The organism is Arthrobacter arabinosi (assembly GCF_054511115.1).
Map to the genome: position 1 here is coordinate 265,606 of NZ_JBTNDF010000002.1, position 19,211 is coordinate 284,816.

General features: G+C 61.1%; 17 protein-coding genes. 9 read left to right on the plus strand and 8 right to left on the minus strand.

The genetic code is table 11. The features are described from left to right. Window positions 1-42 precede the first annotated feature (42 nt). Window positions 43-627 (minus strand): aminoacyl-tRNA hydrolase, encoded by a 585-nt coding sequence (gene pth, locus ACX80P_RS05430; protein ID WP_459277030.1) that lies wholly within the window; start codon window positions 625-627, stop codon window positions 43-45. Between the two features lie 10 nt (window positions 628-637). Further along, a complete protein-coding gene (locus ACX80P_RS05435; RefSeq protein WP_459277031.1) occupies window positions 638-1,288 on the minus strand; it encodes a 50S ribosomal protein L25/general stress protein Ctc in 651 nt (216 codons plus the stop codon). Window positions 1,289-1,613: 325 nt separating this feature from the next. Between ACX80P_RS05435 and ACX80P_RS05440 the strand changes: the two genes are divergently transcribed. The 5 genes from ACX80P_RS05440 to ACX80P_RS05460 all read left to right on the plus strand — a co-directional run bounded on the left by ACX80P_RS05440 (window position 1,614) and on the right by ACX80P_RS05460 (window position 5,647). Then, on the plus strand, window positions 1,614-2,030 hold the full coding sequence (locus ACX80P_RS05440; protein WP_459277032.1) for a VanZ family protein: 417 nt from the start codon (window positions 1,614-1,616) through the stop codon (window positions 2,028-2,030). Between the two features lie 103 nt (window positions 2,031-2,133). After that, entirely contained in the window at window positions 2,134-3,447 is a 1,314-nt protein-coding gene (locus ACX80P_RS05445) for a UDP-glucose dehydrogenase family protein (RefSeq protein ID WP_459277503.1), read from the plus strand. A gap of 3 nt (window positions 3,448-3,450) precedes the next feature. Then, the gene (locus ACX80P_RS05450) at window positions 3,451-4,035 is read left to right on the plus strand and encodes an arsenate reductase/protein-tyrosine-phosphatase family protein (RefSeq protein WP_459277033.1); all 585 of its coding nucleotides are present in this window, start codon (window positions 3,451-3,453) and stop codon (window positions 4,033-4,035) included. A 53-nt stretch (window positions 4,036-4,088) separates the two neighbouring features. Continuing rightward, window positions 4,089-4,571 carry a serine O-acetyltransferase gene (locus ACX80P_RS05455; RefSeq protein WP_459277034.1) on the plus strand — a complete coding sequence of 161 codons (483 nt, stop codon included), beginning with the start codon at window positions 4,089-4,091 and terminating at the stop codon, window positions 4,569-4,571. 542 nt (window positions 4,572-5,113) lie between these two features. Then, window positions 5,114-5,647 carry a glycosyltransferase gene (locus ACX80P_RS05460; RefSeq protein WP_459277036.1) on the plus strand — a complete coding sequence of 178 codons (534 nt, stop codon included), beginning with the start codon at window positions 5,114-5,116 and terminating at the stop codon, window positions 5,645-5,647. A gap of 46 nt (window positions 5,648-5,693) precedes the next feature. On the opposite strand, the gene ACX80P_RS05465 is transcribed toward ACX80P_RS05460, so the two are convergent. The 6 genes from ACX80P_RS05465 to ACX80P_RS05490 all read right to left on the minus strand — a co-directional run bounded on the left by ACX80P_RS05465 (window position 5,694) and on the right by ACX80P_RS05490 (window position 12,681). Further along, window positions 5,694-7,154, minus strand: coding sequence for a lipopolysaccharide biosynthesis protein (locus tag ACX80P_RS05465; protein ID WP_459277504.1), 1,461 nt, complete (start codon window positions 7,152-7,154; stop codon window positions 5,694-5,696). Further along, on the minus strand, window positions 7,126-8,226 hold the full coding sequence (locus ACX80P_RS05470) for a glycosyltransferase family 4 protein (protein ID WP_459277037.1): 1,101 nt from the start codon (window positions 8,224-8,226) through the stop codon (window positions 7,126-7,128). Before ACX80P_RS05470 ends, ACX80P_RS05465 begins: the two co-directional genes overlap by 29 nt. Before the next feature lie 7 nt (window positions 8,227-8,233). Then, complete coding sequence (locus tag ACX80P_RS05475; protein ID WP_459277038.1) at window positions 8,234-9,358, minus strand: O-antigen ligase family protein; 1,125 nt, start codon at window positions 9,356-9,358, stop codon at window positions 8,234-8,236. A gap of 116 nt (window positions 9,359-9,474) precedes the next feature. Further along, window positions 9,475-10,236: a glycosyltransferase family protein gene (locus tag ACX80P_RS05480; RefSeq protein ID WP_459277039.1), complete on the minus strand. Its 762-nt coding sequence runs from the start codon at window positions 10,234-10,236 to the stop codon at window positions 9,475-9,477. Between the two features lie 301 nt (window positions 10,237-10,537). Next, the gene (locus tag ACX80P_RS05485; protein ID WP_459277040.1) at window positions 10,538-11,449 is read right to left on the minus strand and encodes a glycosyltransferase; all 912 of its coding nucleotides are present in this window, start codon (window positions 11,447-11,449) and stop codon (window positions 10,538-10,540) included. Between the two features lie 107 nt (window positions 11,450-11,556). Next, on the minus strand, window positions 11,557-12,681 hold the full coding sequence (locus ACX80P_RS05490) for a glycosyltransferase (protein ID WP_459277042.1): 1,125 nt from the start codon (window positions 12,679-12,681) through the stop codon (window positions 11,557-11,559). 430 nt (window positions 12,682-13,111) lie between these two features. On the opposite strand from ACX80P_RS05490, the gene ACX80P_RS05495 reads away from it, so the two are divergent. The 4 genes from ACX80P_RS05495 (at window position 13,112) to ACX80P_RS05510 (ending at window position 18,899) form a co-directional block, all read left to right on the plus strand. Further along, window positions 13,112-14,593 carry a tyrosine-protein kinase domain-containing protein gene (locus tag ACX80P_RS05495; protein ID WP_459277043.1) on the plus strand — a complete coding sequence of 494 codons (1,482 nt, stop codon included), beginning with the start codon at window positions 13,112-13,114 and terminating at the stop codon, window positions 14,591-14,593. A gap of 59 nt (window positions 14,594-14,652) precedes the next feature. Next, window positions 14,653-16,065 (plus strand): sugar transferase, encoded by a 1,413-nt coding sequence (locus ACX80P_RS05500; RefSeq protein ID WP_459277044.1) that lies wholly within the window; start codon window positions 14,653-14,655, stop codon window positions 16,063-16,065. 163 nt (window positions 16,066-16,228) lie between these two features. Next, window positions 16,229-18,013, plus strand: coding sequence for a DUF4012 domain-containing protein (locus tag ACX80P_RS05505; protein ID WP_459277046.1), 1,785 nt, complete (start codon window positions 16,229-16,231; stop codon window positions 18,011-18,013). 265 nt (window positions 18,014-18,278) lie between these two features. Continuing rightward, window positions 18,279-18,899 carry an LPXTG cell wall anchor domain-containing protein gene (locus tag ACX80P_RS05510; RefSeq protein WP_459277048.1) on the plus strand — a complete coding sequence of 207 codons (621 nt, stop codon included), beginning with the start codon at window positions 18,279-18,281 and terminating at the stop codon, window positions 18,897-18,899. Window positions 18,900-19,211: the final 312 nt, after the last annotated feature.

Genomic DNA, 19,211 nt, shown 5'->3' on the forward strand with positions numbered 1-19,211 from the left:
GGCCGGGCTGGCGGAGTCGTGGGCGCCGGTCTCGTGCTCCGGCTACTTCTGGGGGTGGAACTTCTGCTGGGCTTCGAGGAGACCGTCGCGGATGAGGAGCTCGACGGCGTCCGCGGCGTCGTCGAGCAGGAACGGCAGTTCCTTCTTCTCCACCGTGCCGAAGTCCTTCAGCACGAAGTCAGCGGCATCCTGGCGCCCCGGCGGGCGTCCCACACCCACGCGCACCCGATGGTAGTCCTTCGTGCCGAGGGCCTTGCTGATGTCGCGCAGACCGTTGTGGCCGCCTTCCCCGCCGCCGAGCTTGAGCTTCAGCGTGTTGAAGGGGATGTCGATCTCGTCGTGCACGGCGATCACGTGATCGGGCGCGACGTCGTGGAAGCGGGCCAGCGTGGAGACGGGACCGCCGGTGATGTTCATGTAGGTGAGCGGCTTCGCCAGGACAAGGCGCGGGCCGCCGATGTTTAGACGGCCTTCGAGGGTGACGGCCTGCGCCTTAGAGGACGTGAAGCGGCCGCTCATCCGGGAGGCGAGCAGGTCGAGGACCATCTGGCCCACGTTGTGGCGGTTGCCCGCGTAGCCGGGCCCGGGATTCCCGAGCCCGACCACGAGCCAGGTGTCGGTGGACACCGGTCCTTGCTTACTTCTCGTCGGCGTCGGTGACGACGGCGTTCTCGTCGGCGTCGCCGGCGGTCGCGCCTTCGGCGGTGGCCTCGGTGTCGACGTCGGCCTCGTCGGTCTCGCCGAGATCCTGGACGGTGGGCGCCATGACGTTGACGACGAGCGTCTCGGGATCGGTGAGCAGGGTGACGCCGGAGGGCAGAACGATGTCCGAGGCGTGGAGGTGCTCGCCGATCTCGCGACCTTCGACGCTGACCGTGACGGTCTCGGGAAGGTGCGTGGCCTCGGCCTCGACGAGGACAGTGGTCGCCTCGAGGTTGTAGACGACGTCGACGGCGGGCTCGCCCTCGACGTGCACGGCGACGTCGACCTGGACCTTCTCGCCGCGGCGGACGGTCAGGAGGTCGAGGTGCTCGACGATGCGCTTGAGCTGGTTGCGCTGGATGTCCTTGACGAGGGCCAGGTGGTCCTCGCCGTCGATCTCGAGCGTGAGCAGTGCGTTGGGCGTGCGCACGGCCAGGGTGGTGGCCTTGGAGGGCAGGAGCACGTGGATGGGATCCGCGCCGTGGCCGTAGATGACGGCGGGGATCATGTTGGCACGGCGGGCCTGGCGGGCCGAACCCTTGCCGAATTCGGTGCGGACGTGTGCTGCGAGCTTCTGCTCGGACATGGCTTCTCCTGGACGTAGTGCGGCTCCCCGCAGGGTTGCGTGAGCGCTGGGACAAGAGCCGGGGCGGAAGGAACACGCGAGTGGGGCAGTTGTCTAGAAACAAGTCGAGTCGCTAGCCACCGTCGATCACGGAGTACGGCCGGAAATCCTGCGATCCGGCCCGCTCCCTCGCCTAGGCATCGCGGTCTATCCTACAGGAGCGCGAGCGGTGGGCTGCACCCGGCCCCGGTCCGCCATAATGAAGCCTCTCCATCATCGCCGCCCGGCCCGCGCCCGAAGGATTCCCCTGAGTACTGCACCGCTTCCCTCCCCCCGCTACAGGACCGTGACCGCCGCCCTGTGCGTGGTGTGGCTCCTGACGGTGGCGCTGATCGTGCTGTGGCCGACGCCGGTGGACCGAGCCGGCGGAGAGTGGCTGAGCCGCGTTCTCAACGATCTGCACGCCCGCGGCCTGCCGGGCGCCATCACCTACAGGAAGGTCGAATTCGCGTCCAACATCCTGATGTTCGTGCCGTTCGGCCTCTTCTGGTTCATTCTCGCGCCGCGGGGCTGGCGCTGGGCCGGGCCTCTGGCCGGATTCGTGTTGTCGTTCCTGATCGAGTTGACGCAGTTCCTCCTACTTCCCCAGCGCGTTGCGACGCCATCGGACGTGCTCGCCAACACTCTCGGCGCTGTTCTGGGCTGCGGAACGGGCTGGCTGCTGCTCCGTATACGGCCCGCAATCAGTTCTGCGCCGCGGTAGTTCACGGGGTATTTGCCCTTCAGGCGGGCGTGGGGAACGGCCGGGCTTCAACTGCTCCATTAGGATCGTGCTCACTGGGGAACTTCTTTTGGGGGACAAGCACATGCGCATATCCGTGATCGGTTGCGGCTATCTGGGGGCAGTGCACGCAGCGTGCATGGCCAAATTGGGGCATGACGTGGTGGGCATAGACGTCGACGCGCGGAAGATCGACGAATTGCAGTCTGGCCGTGCGCCATTCTTCGAGCCGGGGCTCCCTGAACTCCTCGATGAAGTACTCGCCACTGGTCGGCTGAAATTCAGCTCCAATTTGGACGATGCCAAGGGAGCCGAAGTCCACTTCCTGTGCGTTGGCACCCCTCAACGCAAGGGCGAGTATGCAGCGGACATGCGTTACGTGGATGTTGCCTTTCGGTCCCTGCTGGACTCCCTCGAGCCCGGCAACGTGATCGTAGGCAAGTCGACGGTTCCCGTTGGTACAGCCACCCGCTTGGCCGATGAGCTTGCAGAGTCCCACCCGGACGCAGTCCTCGCCTGGAACCCGGAATTCCTCCGCGAAGGTTTCGCCGTGAAGGACACCCTCTCCCCCGATCGCTTCGTTTACGGAGTACCCGATGGGGATGCGGGCGCCCGCGCGACGACGGCCCTCGATGAGGTGTACAACACTCCCCTCTCAATGGGCACACGGCGGCTCATTGCTGACTACGCCACGGCCGAACTAGTCAAGGCCGCGGCCAACTCCTTCCTGGCGACGAAAATCTCCTTCATCAACGCAATGGCCGAGGTGTGCGAGGTGACCGGCGCCGACGTGACTGTCCTCGCCGATGCCATAGGCATGGACGAGCGCATCGGGCGCAAATTTCTCAACGCAGGCATCGGCTTCGGCGGAGGGTGCTTGCCCAAAGACATCCGAGCATTCATGGCGCGCGCGGGCGAGCTCGGTGCGGATCAAGCACTCACCTTCCTCCGCGAAGTTGACGACATCAACGTCCGCCGCCGCATCCGAGTCGTCGAACTCGCCCGTGTCCTCGTCGGCGGTTCCCTCCTCGGCAAGCGCATCACCGTACTCGGAGCGGCGTTCAAGCCCAATAGCGACGACGTCCGCGACTCCCCCGCGCTCAGCATCGCGGCTCAGCTGCAGCTACAGGGGGCAGACGTGACGGTGACCGACCCGGAAGCCATTGAGGGCGCTCGTAACCGCTTCCCCGAGCTCACTTACGAAGAGGACATGAACCGCGCCATTGAGAAGGCCGATGCACTCCTCCTCCTGACCGAATGGCAGGAATACCGGGACCTCACACCGAAGCAGGTCAACCCCCTCGTGCGCACCAGGAACATCCTCGACGGCCGCAATGTGATGGACCCGTCGATCTGGCGCGCCGCGGGCTGGAACTACAAGGGAATCGGCAGGCCGTAGGCCATGAGAGACATCCGCGCCGAGACACCACGCGGGACATCCCCTTTTCGTATCCTCACGGTGTGTACGGGCAACATCTGCCGGTCCCCAATGGCGGAGCGACTGCTGCAGGCAGGGCTGGACGCGCGTTTCCCGGCTCAGTTCGTTGTCGAGAGCGCGGGTACCAACGCCCTCGTAGGAAACGCGATCGATCCTCGCGTAGCCGGCTTCGTCCGGGTTCTCGGCGGAAATGCGGACCAGTTCGCCGCTCGACAACTGAGCCCGCAGATCCTTCAGGGACAGGATTTGGTACTAGCGCTCACCCGCGAGCATCGCAGCAGGATCGTCGAAATGTCGCCAATAATGCTTCGGAAGACCTTCACCCTCCGCGAGTTGGCACGTCTGCTGCCGAGGATCGCGATAGAGGATGCCCTCCAGGGACCAGACCGATGGAGCGCCACTCCACCTAAGGCACTGCGCGTCCGGTCGATTCACGCAGGCCCCCCCGAGGAAGACGATGTGGTCGATCCCTATGGACGGACCGACGATGTGTACAGGCGGATGCTCGACCAGTTGAATCCCGCGATCCTCGCGCTGACCAACTGGTGAGAGCCATAAACGACGAAGACGACTGTCAGTCGAAAATCGAAGAATGAGGAGCCATGAACGCCATCGGACGGATAATTAGCCTTCGGAATGTTCCACTACTGGGCCGAGTGGCCCGCGGCATTCTCCTCGCCCTGGGTCTAAGTGTTCCGCCCACTGTACAGATCGGCGAGAATCTCAAGCTTCCCCACAACTCATTCGGCCTGGTTCTACACCAAGACAGTGTCATTGGAGATAACGTCACTCTTTATCAAAACGTAACTTTGGGGAGAGCCGACGTACATCTGCCCGAGCACTTGTTGCGGCCCGGCGGAGGAATTTCGATCGGAGACAACGCGATCATTGGAGCTGGCGCGGCCGTACTATTCCGTTCAGGGTCGACGCTTCGAATTGGCCAAGGAGCCATGGTTGGTGCGAATGCCGTCGTTTTAACCGACATTCAGGACCACGAAGTATGGGCCGGGAACCCAGCTCGTCTGGTTGCAACGACCGCCGGGAATGACGGCTCTAACTTTCTACATGGTGAAACTAAGCCGTGAACAGTTCCAGCGAAACCATTTCCGTTCACTTATTCGAACCAGGAGGAGAAGGGGGCGTTTTCCAACACTCACTGGCCTTGGCTGCCCTCCTTTCCGAGAGTGGCCAGAACGTAATTCTCCACACCGCAAGTTCACCCGAAATAAAAGACGCTCGAGTTGATTATTGTCACTGTATCCGATGGGACGAGTATAAAGGATCGAGTCGCGGGATAAAGAGAGCAGCCTGGTACGCATTGCGTACCATACCTCATATCCTTGCTCAGAAGGGAATACTCTGGATTCAAGGGACCTTTCGAACACCTCTCACACTTCTGCTGATAATGCTATCTGCTGCACTGCGGAAAAAAACACTATTCAGCCCGCACAACCTGTTCAGCCGGCACGGGGGGAGGGTGGACCAAATTCTTCTCAATCTGTGTGTGCTGAATTCCCCCGCGGTGATGGCATACAACGACGTCGACTACCAAATTTTGCGGCGTCGGAGCAGAAGGGCGATGCAAACCCATCTTTTCGCTTATGCACCCGTCATACCAGAGGAGATCATGACTAGATGGACCGCCTTGATAGCTCGTCATGGAGTCGGCGTTTGTTCAGTAGGACAGATCAGAACTGACAAGAACTTGCCGATGCTCGCGTTGGCAGCATCAAAGGCAGGAAGCCATGTAGCAATCATGGGTCAGGACACGGGCGGTCTCGCCGATGTGAAAGCTGAGTTGTCCCTCCTCGGACTGGGAGAGGATCTGCTCTTCCCGGGCTACTATCCGATTGAGGAGATGGCCGCTCTTGTATCCTCGTGCGGACTTGTTGCTCTTCCCTACAGCGTCGCGAGTCAATCGGGAGTGGCCGCCCTTGCTCACGCGTATGGAGCGAAAGTGATCGGGCACCGAGTCGGGGGTCTCGGCGAGCAACTTGACTTCGAAGTGGAGAGCCTCGATCCAGCAATTTGGTCGAAAGTTCTCCAGCGCGCAATATTCAAGATGGCGAACCATCAACCGGAACGGATTCCAAGGCCTGGTAGGCCAGAGCACACAGCGAAATTGTTGGAATCGCTTCGAACGATTGCATTTCAGAACTGATGGAAATAGTGGAACGGCAGAATACCCGGGAAAACGAAAGGCAGTATCATCGTTGCCGGAGAGAGGTCAAGACTGAAAGTACAAGCGCCAAATCTGCCCGCACTTTCGCTGACAGGAGTGTAAGAGCATACAGGCCCAGGAAAAGCACTAGTGTGACGTAGGGGGCAACCCCCGTCGGTATGTTCGCGGCAAAAAAAACGGTTGTCACTCGCGCTACGCCATATGCAGCCAAGCCTGCTCCTGCGCCTCTGCAGAAGACCTCGAAACTACGTCTCCCCGATATAGGGAGCTTCACTCCTGCGTAGATTGAGCTAGCAAGCCACACCAGAGCAAGTCCGGCCGAGAAAGCTGCCGCCACCGCTTCGACGCCGATTGATGAGCCCACAACGATGAGACCCATCATTGGGACGCGACCATACATCTCCGCAACGAAAAGTTCTCGGGCTTTGTTTCTTGCCAGAAAACCCCAGTACAGCGCGTAACCTGCGCTTTGGAAGCACCCGCCTACGCAGAGAATCGCTAGAATTGACGCTGCAGTCTCCCAGCCCGGACCGAGTGCCAGCAAGACGATTGGATGTGCCAAGATCGAAATAACGAGGAGTGGAATGCAGAGAACGTAGGTAAGGAGCGTCTGCACTTTGTGAAAACTCTCACGGAAAGCTGCGTCGTCAGACCGGGACAGGAGCGGTAGGGCTACGCGCGTGAGCGGGCCTGCAAACTGCTGAATTGGAAGCATGAGGATTTGAAATGCTCTGGAGAATTGACCAACAGCAGCAGGACTGAAAACGGCTCCCAGAATCCATTGCGGCATATATGTGCTCACGTAATTAACAATCTGCGTTGCAGTTGTAGCCATACTGAAGCCAAAGAACTGTCGAATGCCTGCAGCCCGGCTTGGCGGCGAGGGCACCCAGCGAGATCCCATGTAGTAACCGGCAAGCAATAAAACCGCAATTCCGAGCTCCTGAATTACCAGCGCGAAAACTCCGGCGCCGTTTAGAGCGCAGATGACTCCGATGGTAACCCCGCCTAGCGGAGCTAGCGCCTCACATACTGCCAATGTGCGATAGCTGAGACTCCGTGTCAGGAGCACTCGGTGTTGTACGCCCGCGCTTGTAAGCAAGAAAACGGGCGCTAGCCCCACGATCACAAGCCGTAAGTCATCTCGCCCATATAACTCGGCAACTAATGGCGACATGAACACCATGGCAGTTGCGAGGCAAGCGCCTATTAACAGGTTGCACCAGAAGAGGTTGCTGCTCTGCTTCTGGCTCAAAGCAGGGGCAGCAATAGCTGCCAAAGACAGACCGAAGTCACCGACGATGCCGGCTATGCCGACGATGGCTAATGCGAGAGCTGCGAGTCCCACCTCATCCGGTTCAAGGATGCGACTGATAGCAGCCAGTCCGATGAATTTCACAAGGAACCGGGCGGCCTGGCCACCGATACTCACTGCCGCGTTCCTCGCGTTGGCGCCACTAACCAATTTGCCGCGCCACGCCTCCACCAGCGTCGTTACGGGCGCGGAACACCTCTGAATAGGACCGAATCCATCCTTCAAGGTCTCTAGTCATGGCCCACGCTCGAGCAGCGTCTCGACGCTCCTGTATAACAGTCATTCCCTCGATGGCTCGAGACAACTCCGAAACTGTGGGCCGCGCAACCTTTCCGCCCGCCCGCAGAATTTCCGCGGAGAATCCAGCATCGTCGCAAGCAACCGTCGGAACTGCGCTTGCAGCTGCCTCTAATAGCACGGTGGGGAATCCTTCGCCTTTCCCATTGGAGGTGAACAAATGAAAATTCGCAGCCGAGTAGACGAACCGAAGATCGGCGGTGTGCCCGAGGAAGAGGACGCGTTCATTGTCCCGGTAGCGCTGCTTGAGCGCTTCAGCCATGGCACCATCCCCCGCCAACACGATGGTCGACCTTGAGGCCAGTGCCGCCTCAATAGCCAGGTCGGGCCTCTTTCCCGGATCTAGGCGGCCGACGAAGACGCAGACACGACTGGTGTTACTGATCCCCAGTTCCCGTCTCGCCGCCTCCGCGTCACCTTCGCTAGCTGAGTTCCACCTACTCAGATCGACCGCACTCGCGATCGTGCGGATGGGGGTGCCCCTGGGCACCCTAGGTAAGATGCTCAACGCGACCCGATCCGATACGCACACGATTTCTGAGCAGTTGCGGGCGGCAAACCAGTAAAGAGGACGGATTAGGAATCCGAAAATACCGGAGGGGAAAAGTCCGTGCTCGGTCCACACTACCCGTCCATTACGGGCGAGTACCGAGGTCAGCGCGATCTGCTCACGCTTAAAATGGCAGTTGAATACCTTTGCTTTTGTAGATCTCAATGTACCCTTCAGCCTGCGCCGCTCGCTCAAACTTCTCAGTAGGCCCAAAGGAAGGGTACGCAGGGACCACTTTGATCCGAATCCGGGATCGTCCTGCGGAAGCTCGCACGGCCAACTGCGGAGGCTACCAATAAGGCGCACGTTCATTCCCTCGTTGTGAAGCAACGAGGCTAAACGAGCGATGTAGAGCTCCGCGCCGCCCAAATACTCAGTAGACGCCACGATAGCCACGCTGCCATTAGTTTCTCCCATAAAAACCGGCACCCGCCTGTTCGTGGACTCTTTTGGTCGGCGATGAGATCAAGGCACTTACTCTGCTGCGATAGGCAATTCCCGTGCACGCAAAGAGCAAGAAGGAAACTGCATGCCAGTTCTGCACGTCATAGGACATGAACATAGCTACAAAGAGCACCAACGTTGCCTTTGCCGCATTGTCTCCCCTGCGCCATGCGCCCACCAACAGGAACAAAATCAAGACCAGTCCTACTAAACCACTGGTAATGAGGAAAGTAATGAATGCATTGTCAACAGCGTACGTACCGTGGTTCGGAATAATGCCCGACTGGAATAGAGTCTCATGAGAATCGTAACCCGAGCCGAAAAGTACCTGAGTGAAGTCCAATAGGCGGAAACGTGGTAGAGCTGAAATGACCCCCGCCCGATGCAGCACGGAGATGTCGTCCGCCAGAAAATCTTGGCCTAACGTCAGGACCACGAACGCAGCAGAAGTTGTCACTCCGAGAACCATACTCGCCCTCTTCAATAATGAGTTGCGGGCGAAGGAAAGGGAGGCGTAAACGATGACCGAGAAGATCAGCGCCACAAGCGCCGACCGAGTCCCACTTAGAAGGACGCCGCCGAATAGGAAGAGCGTTAGCAGGCCTGCCGACCTGCTTCGACACCTCACGCTGAATATAAATGAAGCAAGAGCGCCAAGGGCGGCAAAGTGGCCAAAGGCAATCGGATAGCCAAACGTGCCTTGCGCCCTGATGAATGGTAGTCCGAGGATTCGGTTCGACCGGAAAGGATAACCGCGGTCCACTGCTGCAGCGATTGACTGCTGCACCCATCCGGTTTGAAAGACGGATTCAAACACGGCGATCAACACCTGCAGAGCAGCGATTGTAAGTCCCGCACGCAGTAAGAGCTTCAGTTCGGCATTGTTCAAGTTACTGAAGTACAGATTTACTGCGACCCACATGACGGCTTGGGAGGCGGCCACGGCCGTTTTAGACAAATCCCCGTTCAATGCGGTCACCGCAACGTACAGCAGTGAAAATAGAAGAAGCCAGAGCACACTGGGCGGAAGCAACATTGAGAATGCAGCCTTCGCTCCCAAGACTATAAGCGCAACAGACGCCAACAAAGGAGCGTACGCAGTGACTACGCCTGGCGAAAACACTGATCTCGAGATCATTAGCAATATAAACGCGAAAGAGACGGCCGCCATCAAACCAACACGAGGATGCTCGCTCGAATTTACAACCGTTGGACGAAGGCCAGGATTTGTTTCGACTTCTCGCTCCAATCTTCGAGTGCTGCCGCTTTAATTCCCGGCACGTTGTGGTGCGGAAAGGATATTGCCTCACTCGCTGCCGCAATGGCGGAATTTGGGTCAGAATAGAGAAAAACTCCTGGGACGCCCCGCCCACTAAGGGCTGGTGTAGACGTAGCAACGACATATAACCCAGCCGCGAGGTACTCAAAGTACTTCATTGGACTGCGTCCTGCATTGACATCGGCTGGTCCGAGCGGAATGAGCCCTACTCGGTACTGATTTAAAATGCTAGGAATATAGTTGTAACTGATGGGTCCATGCAATGTTGCATTCGACGGTAGGTTTGGATGAGGCACCGACACTCGCCCGTAAAGATCTATTCGCTCGGACGGGAACTTCTCTGCAAGAGTCTTTACTAGCGCCCAGTCGAATCGATAATCTAGCGCCCCAATGTATACAAAGCCCTGCCGTTCATAGGATTCGACCAGACTGAAGCGACTAAGTTCAACACCGTTCTCCACGACCTTATAGGGAAGCGAAGGATCGGCGTCCAGAGCAGCATATACGGGAAGTGAGGTTGCGATGATCCCGCTCGCCCGCTTGAGCAGATGTTCCTGGCGAGACGCCGCCGCACCCTTGCTATATGTATCAGTCGGGCGGTAGACAAGCTTTGCCGTCGGGAAATACTTCCGCGGCAGTCCTGAAAGGAGCGGTTGATCGACGAGAACGACTTCAGGTTTCATGGAGTCGTAGACCCTCTCAATCAGAGTCGGGTGCAACGCCGGTGTCCACTGTGCAGGCAGAAGACTTGTTGGCACAAAGTGCACGGTCCCGTGTTCGTCCGTCCACAGTCCGCGCGTCGAGATGGGGGTCCCTCTCGCAACATTTCTCAGCAGATGTATGACTGATCGCTGCGTGGAAAGGTGAACCACCCTCAGACCTGACTTCGAGAATTCACGGGCCAAGTGATGACTGCCAACTTTGAAGGTGCCGTCATCAGGCGAGTGGCTAAGAAAGAGAACATCAATCGGCTTTGACAAGACTTCAACTATTGACGTAATCACTCAAGAAACCTCCAACTCGCCCGGCCACGGAGGCCCAACTGAATCGCGTTCTGACGTCTTCGACGTTGCCTAAAATGGGCCCGAAGTCATTCAAGATATCCAGGGACTGAGACCATTCTTCCGCGTCGTTCGCACTCGTTAAAGCCAATCCTCTCTCCCCCACAATTTCGGCGATGCTTGAACATCCCTGCCAGTAGCAGACGGGGGTCTGTGTCGCAAGAGCCTCAACCGCTGGCAGTCCAAAACCCTCGAGCGACGAGGGCATCAGGAGAGCGGTCGATCGACGGTAGATAGACGCCAACTCAGGGTCGGAAACGTTGCTGAGTAACTTCACTCGGTTCATGACGCCTGCCTCCAAGAATATCTGCTTTGCCCGCTCTGTATCGCCGATCACGGCGGTAAGTTTTGCGGTGGGGCGGAGCAGTAGCGCGCCGATAAGAGTCGGCACGTTCTTATGTGATTTAAGATTCCCCACATAGAGAAAGGAGTTCTTCTGGCGAACTTCCTCCCTCGCCGGTTGCAAAAATACGTCGGAGCAGCCATTGCCAACGTTCACTACTTCTATGTGGGGATCACCTAGCCACTTTGTGATCGCCTCGGCCGAAGTAGCCGAGACGGTCATGACAGCTCCGGCACGATCGACCGCTGGCCTCACAACATGATCGTAATAACGCCTTTTGAGTCTGCTCGACGTGTCATTGCCCGATAGGTGTATAAGGTCGTGGAGCGTTATGAGTTGCGTGCAACGGGCAATGCCGGCGTTGTACCCAGGGTTGTAAATGATGCTGTTTGCTGCGACTCGCATGCGTCCGGGGCTGAGAACGTCAACAGGTGACGAGGGTGAGATTTTGGAGGTCAACCGGCTGAAGGGGAGCTCGATCCTGCCGAGCACTTCCGTTGAATACCGACCGATCCCGGAGTGCCCAGTCCAGCGGTCGTCAACCACGAACGAACGGGCGCAAGCGAACGATTGTTTGCGCTGGACATCCGACTCTTGGCTCACAGAGTCGCACCGCCCACTACCCAAGAGCGGATTGCGGCTTGAAAAACGGCGACGTCGAAGGTTTCCGCCTGCTTTCTGCATGACTCGGGTCGCACAGCCAAAGCTCCTTCCATCGCCTCTACCATCGCTGACTCGTCGCCAAAATCCTCCAGGAGATAACCGCTTGTTCCATGGAGCACGCTTTCAGCCACGCCGCCTGCGCGTAATCCAATAACGGGGGTGCCCGCGGCCATTGCCTCGACCGGCATGATTCCAAAATCTTCTACCGGTGGAAACACGAGTGCTAGGCTTCTCTGATAGAGGGCATACAAAAGTGGATTGCTCACCCGTCCCAGAAATGTTACCGGCACTGATGATTCATCAGCGAGAGCTTGAAGCCGGGCCGCGTCTGGCCCGGCCCCGGCAATCACTACGGGAGTATCCACAGCATTGCCGAAATTTATAACCGCGTCCAGCCTCTTGTAGGGGACGAGCCTAGAAGCGCCGAGGATAAATTGCTCCGGGAGGTCATGCAGTGCATCTGCCTCACCGTCGGTCAGGTGGATCGTCCAATCTTCGACGCTAGCAATCGCCCTAGCCTCAACTGGAGGGTAGATAACCTGTGATTCCCGTCCCCAGCACCGGCCTATCCGCTCGCTGATGTAATGGCTGTTGGCTACAAGGTGGCTTGCTTTGTCTTGTTGTGCCCCCCGCCTATCAATTCTCCTGAGATGAGGTCGGATGAGCGGACCCAGCGGGTTTCGACCTCGATGGTCGACGCTGGGCTCCCAGACATATCGGGCAGGCGTGTGGACGTACACGAACTTGGGGATGTCCGGTTGATCACCGAGAGTAACGTGGTGCGCGAACGAGTGGGAACTTACTAACATCCACTCGTATTGCTTAGCCAGGCGGGATCGCCTCCACGTCGGAATCAGGAATGGAAGGGCAATAGCCTTGCTTCGGCGAAGCGGCGTGCGCGAAAGCCAAGTCTCCGTGACCTCCACATGCGGAAAGCGGGTCGGGTCGTCGTTCCATAGACAGTACAGTTCGGGGCTCGGAAGTGCTTTTAAAGCAGCTTCAACTACGTTCTCGGAGCCTCCGGCGCTTTCAATCCATTCATGTACTACGAGGCCTGTCATTCCATCCCCATTCCAACTGGTCGAGTTCGGCCCATCCTGAACTTGGTCAGTCGGTCTTGTTCGGTGCAGACAGTACCACTGCCAGGGCCGGAGGAACGGAAGGTGTTGGTTGATCGCGAGTGATTGGCAGTACGCACTGGACCAGACGACCTGAACTCAGTGACACGACCGGGAAGTGCGTATCAGCAAGCCCCTCGCTGAGTAACCGCATGAGCCTAGCTGCTGCGACACGTTCTGGTGTCGGGATAGGAGGACGATGCGCTCGTCTGCGCGGCTCGCCGAGGTGATCATTTGCGGCTCTGCGAGGCGATCATCCGCGGCTGCTGCCGATTGGCGGATACACTCGCTGTCGAGCACAGTCCTGCTGCTCGATACAGCCATCGGTCTCTGTGGCACCGGTCTCAGAAGCAAGTATCTAGAGAGGTCTCCTTTGGAGCTGAGCGACTACCTTCGGATTCTGCGGCGCAATTGGCTGCTGATCACCATTTGCGCCATGACCGGCCTGCTCTTAGGAGCCGCGGCTTCTTTCGCGATTCGGCCCACCTACACCGCCCAGACGAAGCTCTTCGTGGCGACGCAGAACTCCGGAAGCGTGCAGGAGCTCCAGCAGGGCAACACCTTCACACAGGCGCGCGTCCAGTCCTACGTGGAGACCGTCACTGAACCTTTGGTCCTGCAGCCGGTGGTCGACTCCCTCGGACTCGATTTCACCCCTGCACAGCTCTCCGACAAGGTCACTGCCACGGCCGACCTCAACACCGTCATCATCACCATCGTCGTGGAAGACACGTCCCCTGTGCAGGCAGCGGCCATCGCACAGGCCACGGCGGAGAGCCTGGTGCAGTCGGTCGAGAGCCTCGAGAGCACGGGTGACGGCGCGGCCTCCCCCGTCAACCTGACGGTCATCACGCCGGCTACGGCGCCATCGGAGCCTTCCGCCCCGAACACACGGCTCAATCTCGCGTTGGGACTGCTGGTGGGCCTGGCACTCGGCGTCGGCGCCGCCGTCCTGCGAACCACCCTGGACACTCGGGTTCGCAGCGAATCCGATGTACGCCGTATCAGCGATGCGCCTCTGCTGGGCGGTATCTCGTTCGACGCGGACGCGCAGAAGAAGCCCCTCCTGACGCAGGCACCCACGCAGAGCCCTCGCGCCGAGTCCTTCCGTCAGATCCGGACCAATCTCCAGTTCGCACACGTGAGCCACAGGTCCAAGGCCATGCTCGTGACGTCATCCCTTCCCGGTGAAGGGAAGACCACGACCGCCACCAACCTGGCGATCGCCATTGCTCAGGGTGGCCAGTCGGTCGTACTGGTCGACGCCGATCTTCGCCGTCCCCGAGTTGACGAATATTTGGGGCTCGAGCGCAATGCCGGTCTGACCACAGCGCTGATCGGCCGGGCCGATGTCGAAGACCTTCTCCAGCCCTGGGGTACGGACGAGCTGTACATCCTGACGGCCGGGCAGATTCCCCCGAATCCCAGTGAACTTCTCGGGTCCGACGCCATGAAGCAGCTGATCTCCCGGCTCGAGGAGAAGTTCGATGCCGTCATCATCGATGCCCCTCCCCTGCTCCCGGTGACCGATGCGGCGGTTCTCTCGCGGCAGGTGGGCGGGGTGGTCGTGGTCATCGGCTCCTCGAAAGTGAAGCTCCCCGACCTGCAGAAGTCGCTCGGAAACCTGGAGATGGTAGACGCCGACCTGCTCGGAGTGGTGATCAACTTCCTGCCGACCAAGGGCCCGGACGCCTACTCCTACAGCTACCACTCGTACGAGTCCCATCCGGACTCCCACCTCGCTCTGGAGGACCAGGCCGGCGCCCCCGTCACCACGGCGGTTCCCCAGCGGGCTCCCTTCGACGAGGCGCTGGGACTGAGACCACAACCACTACACCGTTCGGCACGCGACTAGTGCTGCACGACGCTCCCGCTGTGGGGAAGGAGCATACCGTGGGACAAGGTCTCACTTGGATGAGGCGCTATCCTCGGCGCCTCGCCGTGATCGACGCCGTCGTGGTCATCTGGGCCACCGCCGGGGCTTTCCTCATCCGGTTCGGTCTCGCCGATGACACGGGGGCCGAACCGCTCCAGACCTATGCCGTGTTCAGCGTGATCCTGAGTCTCGCGTGGTGGGTCATGCTCGGCGCCTGGGACTCGCGCAGTCCCCGCGTGCTGGGATCCGGTGCCGAGGAGTACAAGCGGGTGTTCGGTGCCTCGCTCTGGCTGTTCGGCCTCATCGCCATCCTTTCCTACGCGTTCCGCTACGACACGGCACGCGGATACGTGGGCCTTGCGCTGCCCGCAGGCGTGATCGGATTGCTCGTGGCTCGGTGGATGGTCCGCCAGATTCTCAGCGGCGAGCGCCGGCACGGCAGGAGCTCGTCGCAGGTCCTGATCGTGGGCGGCGCCAACGCCGTCGACCACCTGGCCACCTCGCTGCGCAAGAACCCCCTCGCCGGGTACACCCCGGTCGCCGCCTATGTAACCAGTGGTAGCAGCGGTTCGTTGCGCGCCAACCCGGACATCGCCGTGATCGGATCCGGATCGGATGTCGCGTCGATCATGCACGCCATCGAAGCGTGCCGAGCCGACTCCGTTGCCGTCTCGGCCGGGTCCAATCTCGATCCGGATGTCCTCCGCAGGCTGGGATGGGCCTTGGCCGCACAGGAGACCCGCCTCATCCTCGCCCCCGCATTGACCGACATCGCCGGGCCCCGCATCCACACGCAGCCGGTGGCCGGACTGCCCCTGGTCCATGTCTCGACGCCGAAGCTGACCGGCGGATCGCGTGTCCTCAAGCGCCTGTTCGACATCACCGGCAGCGCCGGCCTGTTGATCGTCTTCTCGCCACTCCTGCTGGTCCTCGCCGTCCTCGTGAAACTGAGCAGCCCCGGCCCCGTCTTCTACACCCAGGAACGCATCGGGGTGGGCGGCGCCACCTTCAGGATGATCAAGTTCCGTTCGATGAAACAGGACGCCGACGCGCAGCTCGCCACGCTCCTGGTTTCCCAGGGCAGTGCGGACACACCCCTGTTCAAGGTGAAGGACGATCCCCGCATCACGCGTGTCGGCAGGGCGCTCCGCAAGTACTCGCTCGACGAGCTCCCCCAACTGTTCAACGTCCTGCGAGGAAGCATGAGCCTCGTCGGTCCGCGGCCCCAGCGAGCAGGCGAAGTGGCACTGTACGACGACGCCGCGCATCGCCGCCTCTACGTCAGCCCGGGGATGAGCGGCCTCTGGCAGGTCAGCGGCCGGTCCAACCTCACGTGGGAGGAGTCCATCAAGCTGGACCTGTACTACGTGGAGAACTGGTCCCTCATGCAGGACATCGTCATCCTCTTCAAGACCTTCAAGGCGGTCTTCGCCGGCCACGGCGCGGCCTGACCGTCAAACCCTCCCCGCACCCTGTGTACCGGCGTGCCGCACGATAGGACCACGAGTGACACCGAGCAGCCCCACGGCAGCAGCACGAGCAGACGAGCGCGCGCCGAGGATTCGCACCCAACGCTCGCCGGGATCCGGCCGTCCGGTGCTTCGGCGGGTCCTGGTGGGCGCAGGTATCGCGCTGCTGGTTCTCGCGATAGTCGGGGGGTGGCTGGCCCACAGGGCCCAGCAGATCCACAGCAACCTCGAGAGCAGCATGGCCCTCATCCCCGAACTGCGGGCGGCCGTCGTCGGGCGTGATACCGACCGGGCCGGCGCGGTGACCTCTCGACTGCAGGACCACACGACCGCAGCACGTGCCGCCGGCACGGACCCGCTGTGGAAAGCCGCCGGCCTCGTCCCCTTCGTCGGGCAGAATTTCCGCGCGGTGTCGGAGGTGACGGCGTCGGCCGACGACGTCGTGCAACGCGCCGTTGCCCCCATGGTCGACAAGACCGCGGCCCTGGACTGGAACTCCCTGGCACCCGTCGACGGCCGCATCGACACCGCTCCCCTGGCGGACATCGCGCCGACCCTGTCCACAGCGGCCACGACCATCGAGCTGTCATACGGCCGCCTCGAAGGAATCGACCGCTCGGACCTGCTCCCGCAGATCGCTGCTCCGCTCGAGGACGCCGTCGAAGCGATCGGCGAGGTGCGCGGCCCCCTCGGCAGCGCCTCCCGGGCCGGCGAGCTGCTGCCCTCCATGCTCGGTGCCGAGGGGACCCGCAACTACCTCGTGCTGGTGCAGAACAGCGCCGAGGTCCGCGCCACGGGCGGCATCTCCGGCGCATTGGTGGTGCTCACCGTCGATGACGGGCGGATAACCCTGACCGATCAGGGCAGCGCCTCCGAGATGGGAAGGTTTGCCCCCGCGGTCCCGGTGGACCCCGGACAGGAACAGATCTACTCCTACCGCATGGCCACCTTCATGCAGAGCGTCAACCTCACACCCGATTTCCCCACCGCCGCGTCGACCGCACGGCAGATGTGGCAGGACCGGCACCCTGACTCCCGGATCGACGGGGTGATCGCCCTGGATCCCGTGGTCCTCGCGAACATCCTCGGGGCAACCGGACCCGTGGAACTCGGGAGCGTCGGCGATCCAGTCGTCGACGCCCTGGTCGCGCAGACCTCCCTGCCCACGGCGCTCGATTCCACCAACGTGGTGCCCACCCTCCTCTCGGACGTCTATGCCGAGATCGAGGAGCCGGCCCTGCAGGACGAGTACTTCGCGGCAGTGGCGGGCAGGGTCTTCGGTGCGCTCACGGACGTGCAGGGCGACGGCACGCAGCTCGTCGACGCCCTGGTGACCAGCGCCGCGCAGGGCCGCCTGTACGTGTGGTCGGCCACCGCGGACGAGCAGGACGTCATCTCCCGGACCGGCCTGGCCGGGGCGGCCCTCGGCGCCACGGTGGGCGGAGCGGCATTCGGGGTGTACTTCAACGACGGCACCGGCGCCAAGATGGACTACTACGTACGCCGGACCGTGCAGCTCGTGAAGAGCTGCCCGGGCGACGGGTACTCCCTGTACACGGCCAAGGTGACGCTGACCAACACGGCCCCTGAGGACGCAGCGATGTCTCTACCGGCGTACGTCACCGGCAACGGAGGCTTCGGGGTGGACCCCGGACGCATCAAGACCAACACGGTCAGCTACGGACCCGCGCAGTCGCTCCTGCAGCAGGCGAGGATCAACGGTGAGGACGTACCGGTCGGGTCCTTCGCACACGGTAACCGGCCCGTCGGCATCCTCACCACGGAAATAGGCCCGGGCGAGACCGTGACCCTCGAGATGGACTTCTCCAAGGTGGTGCAGGAGACGGAACCGGTCCTCGACGTCACGCCCACCGTGCAGGACCCCGCCGACGTCCTCCTACCCTCCGAGGGCCTCAAGTCCTGCGGCTGAGAACGCCGGGCCCGACCGTCGACGCGACCCCCAGATTAACACTGCGTTACATCGCGGCCAGGAGCCATCCAGGTCTTCCGCCACCTAGGGTTCGTTGCTATCTTCTAAGTAGGCGTACTACCAGATCCAAGTAGTAAGCCCTCCTAATTCGAGTAATTGGGGCGGGTCCTATAGGGTGACGGAAGTAGGCGCCGGGCGTTTGGGGAACGACCGCCCGGTCACTCCACGCTTTTCTCGTCTCGAACACCTTTATGGGGACCACATCATGAACAAGACCGCTTCAGTCCTGACCATCGCCGGAACCATCGCACTCCTCGGAGCCGGCGCAGCGCAGGCCGCTCCCGTCTCCACCCCCGCTTACGTCACCGGCGAGACGGGCACCGTCAGCGACGGCACCGTCGCTCCCGGCGAGACCGTCACCTTCAGCAGCACGGACGGCCTCTTCGAGCCCGGCGAAGCCATCCGCATCACCGTCGACCGCACCGCCGGGACGCCCTCGGCCGCCGGCTTCGGCCCCGGCGGTGCTGCTTCGGCCCGCGGAGGCCTGATCGTGCTCAACCAGATCGTCCTGGAGAAGACCATCAACGCCGATGCCAACGGCAACTTCTCCTTCGACGTCCAGCTCACCGAAGAAGGCGACTACACGCTGACCGCCGCTGCACTGGACGGCTCCCCTGTGGTCACCGCCCGTGTGGTCGTCGACTCCGCGAACGCTGTCGGCGGCACGACCGCCGGAACCACCGGCGGCACGTCGTCTTCGTCCAATGGCCTGGCCAACACCGGCGTCGACTCCGCAATGCTTCTCTGGGGAGCTGCCGGCATCGGTGCACTCGGCCTGGGCGCCGGCAGCATCCTCGTGGCACGTCGCCGCTCCGCCGAGGCATAACCCTCGCAATACTGCGTACTCAAGGCCGGGTCGGAGCATCTGCTCCGACCCGGCCTTTGCGTGTCCGGCACAAATGTCAGGGTTAAACGGGAAGAGGCCAGCGGCAGCTGGGGACGGAGTCTTGGTCTCAGGAAGACTCCTTTGCCGCTGGCCCCGATCCGGGACCCGCTCTTCAGGCGAGTAAGGGCCGAAGCCCTGCTGTCGAAGCGTCATCGGTTCAACAAATGCAACCCTACGCAGCGCATGGGAACCGCTCACCAGTGCCGACTACTCGTGTTCTGAGGGAGAATACGCAAGATCGCTCTCGTACTA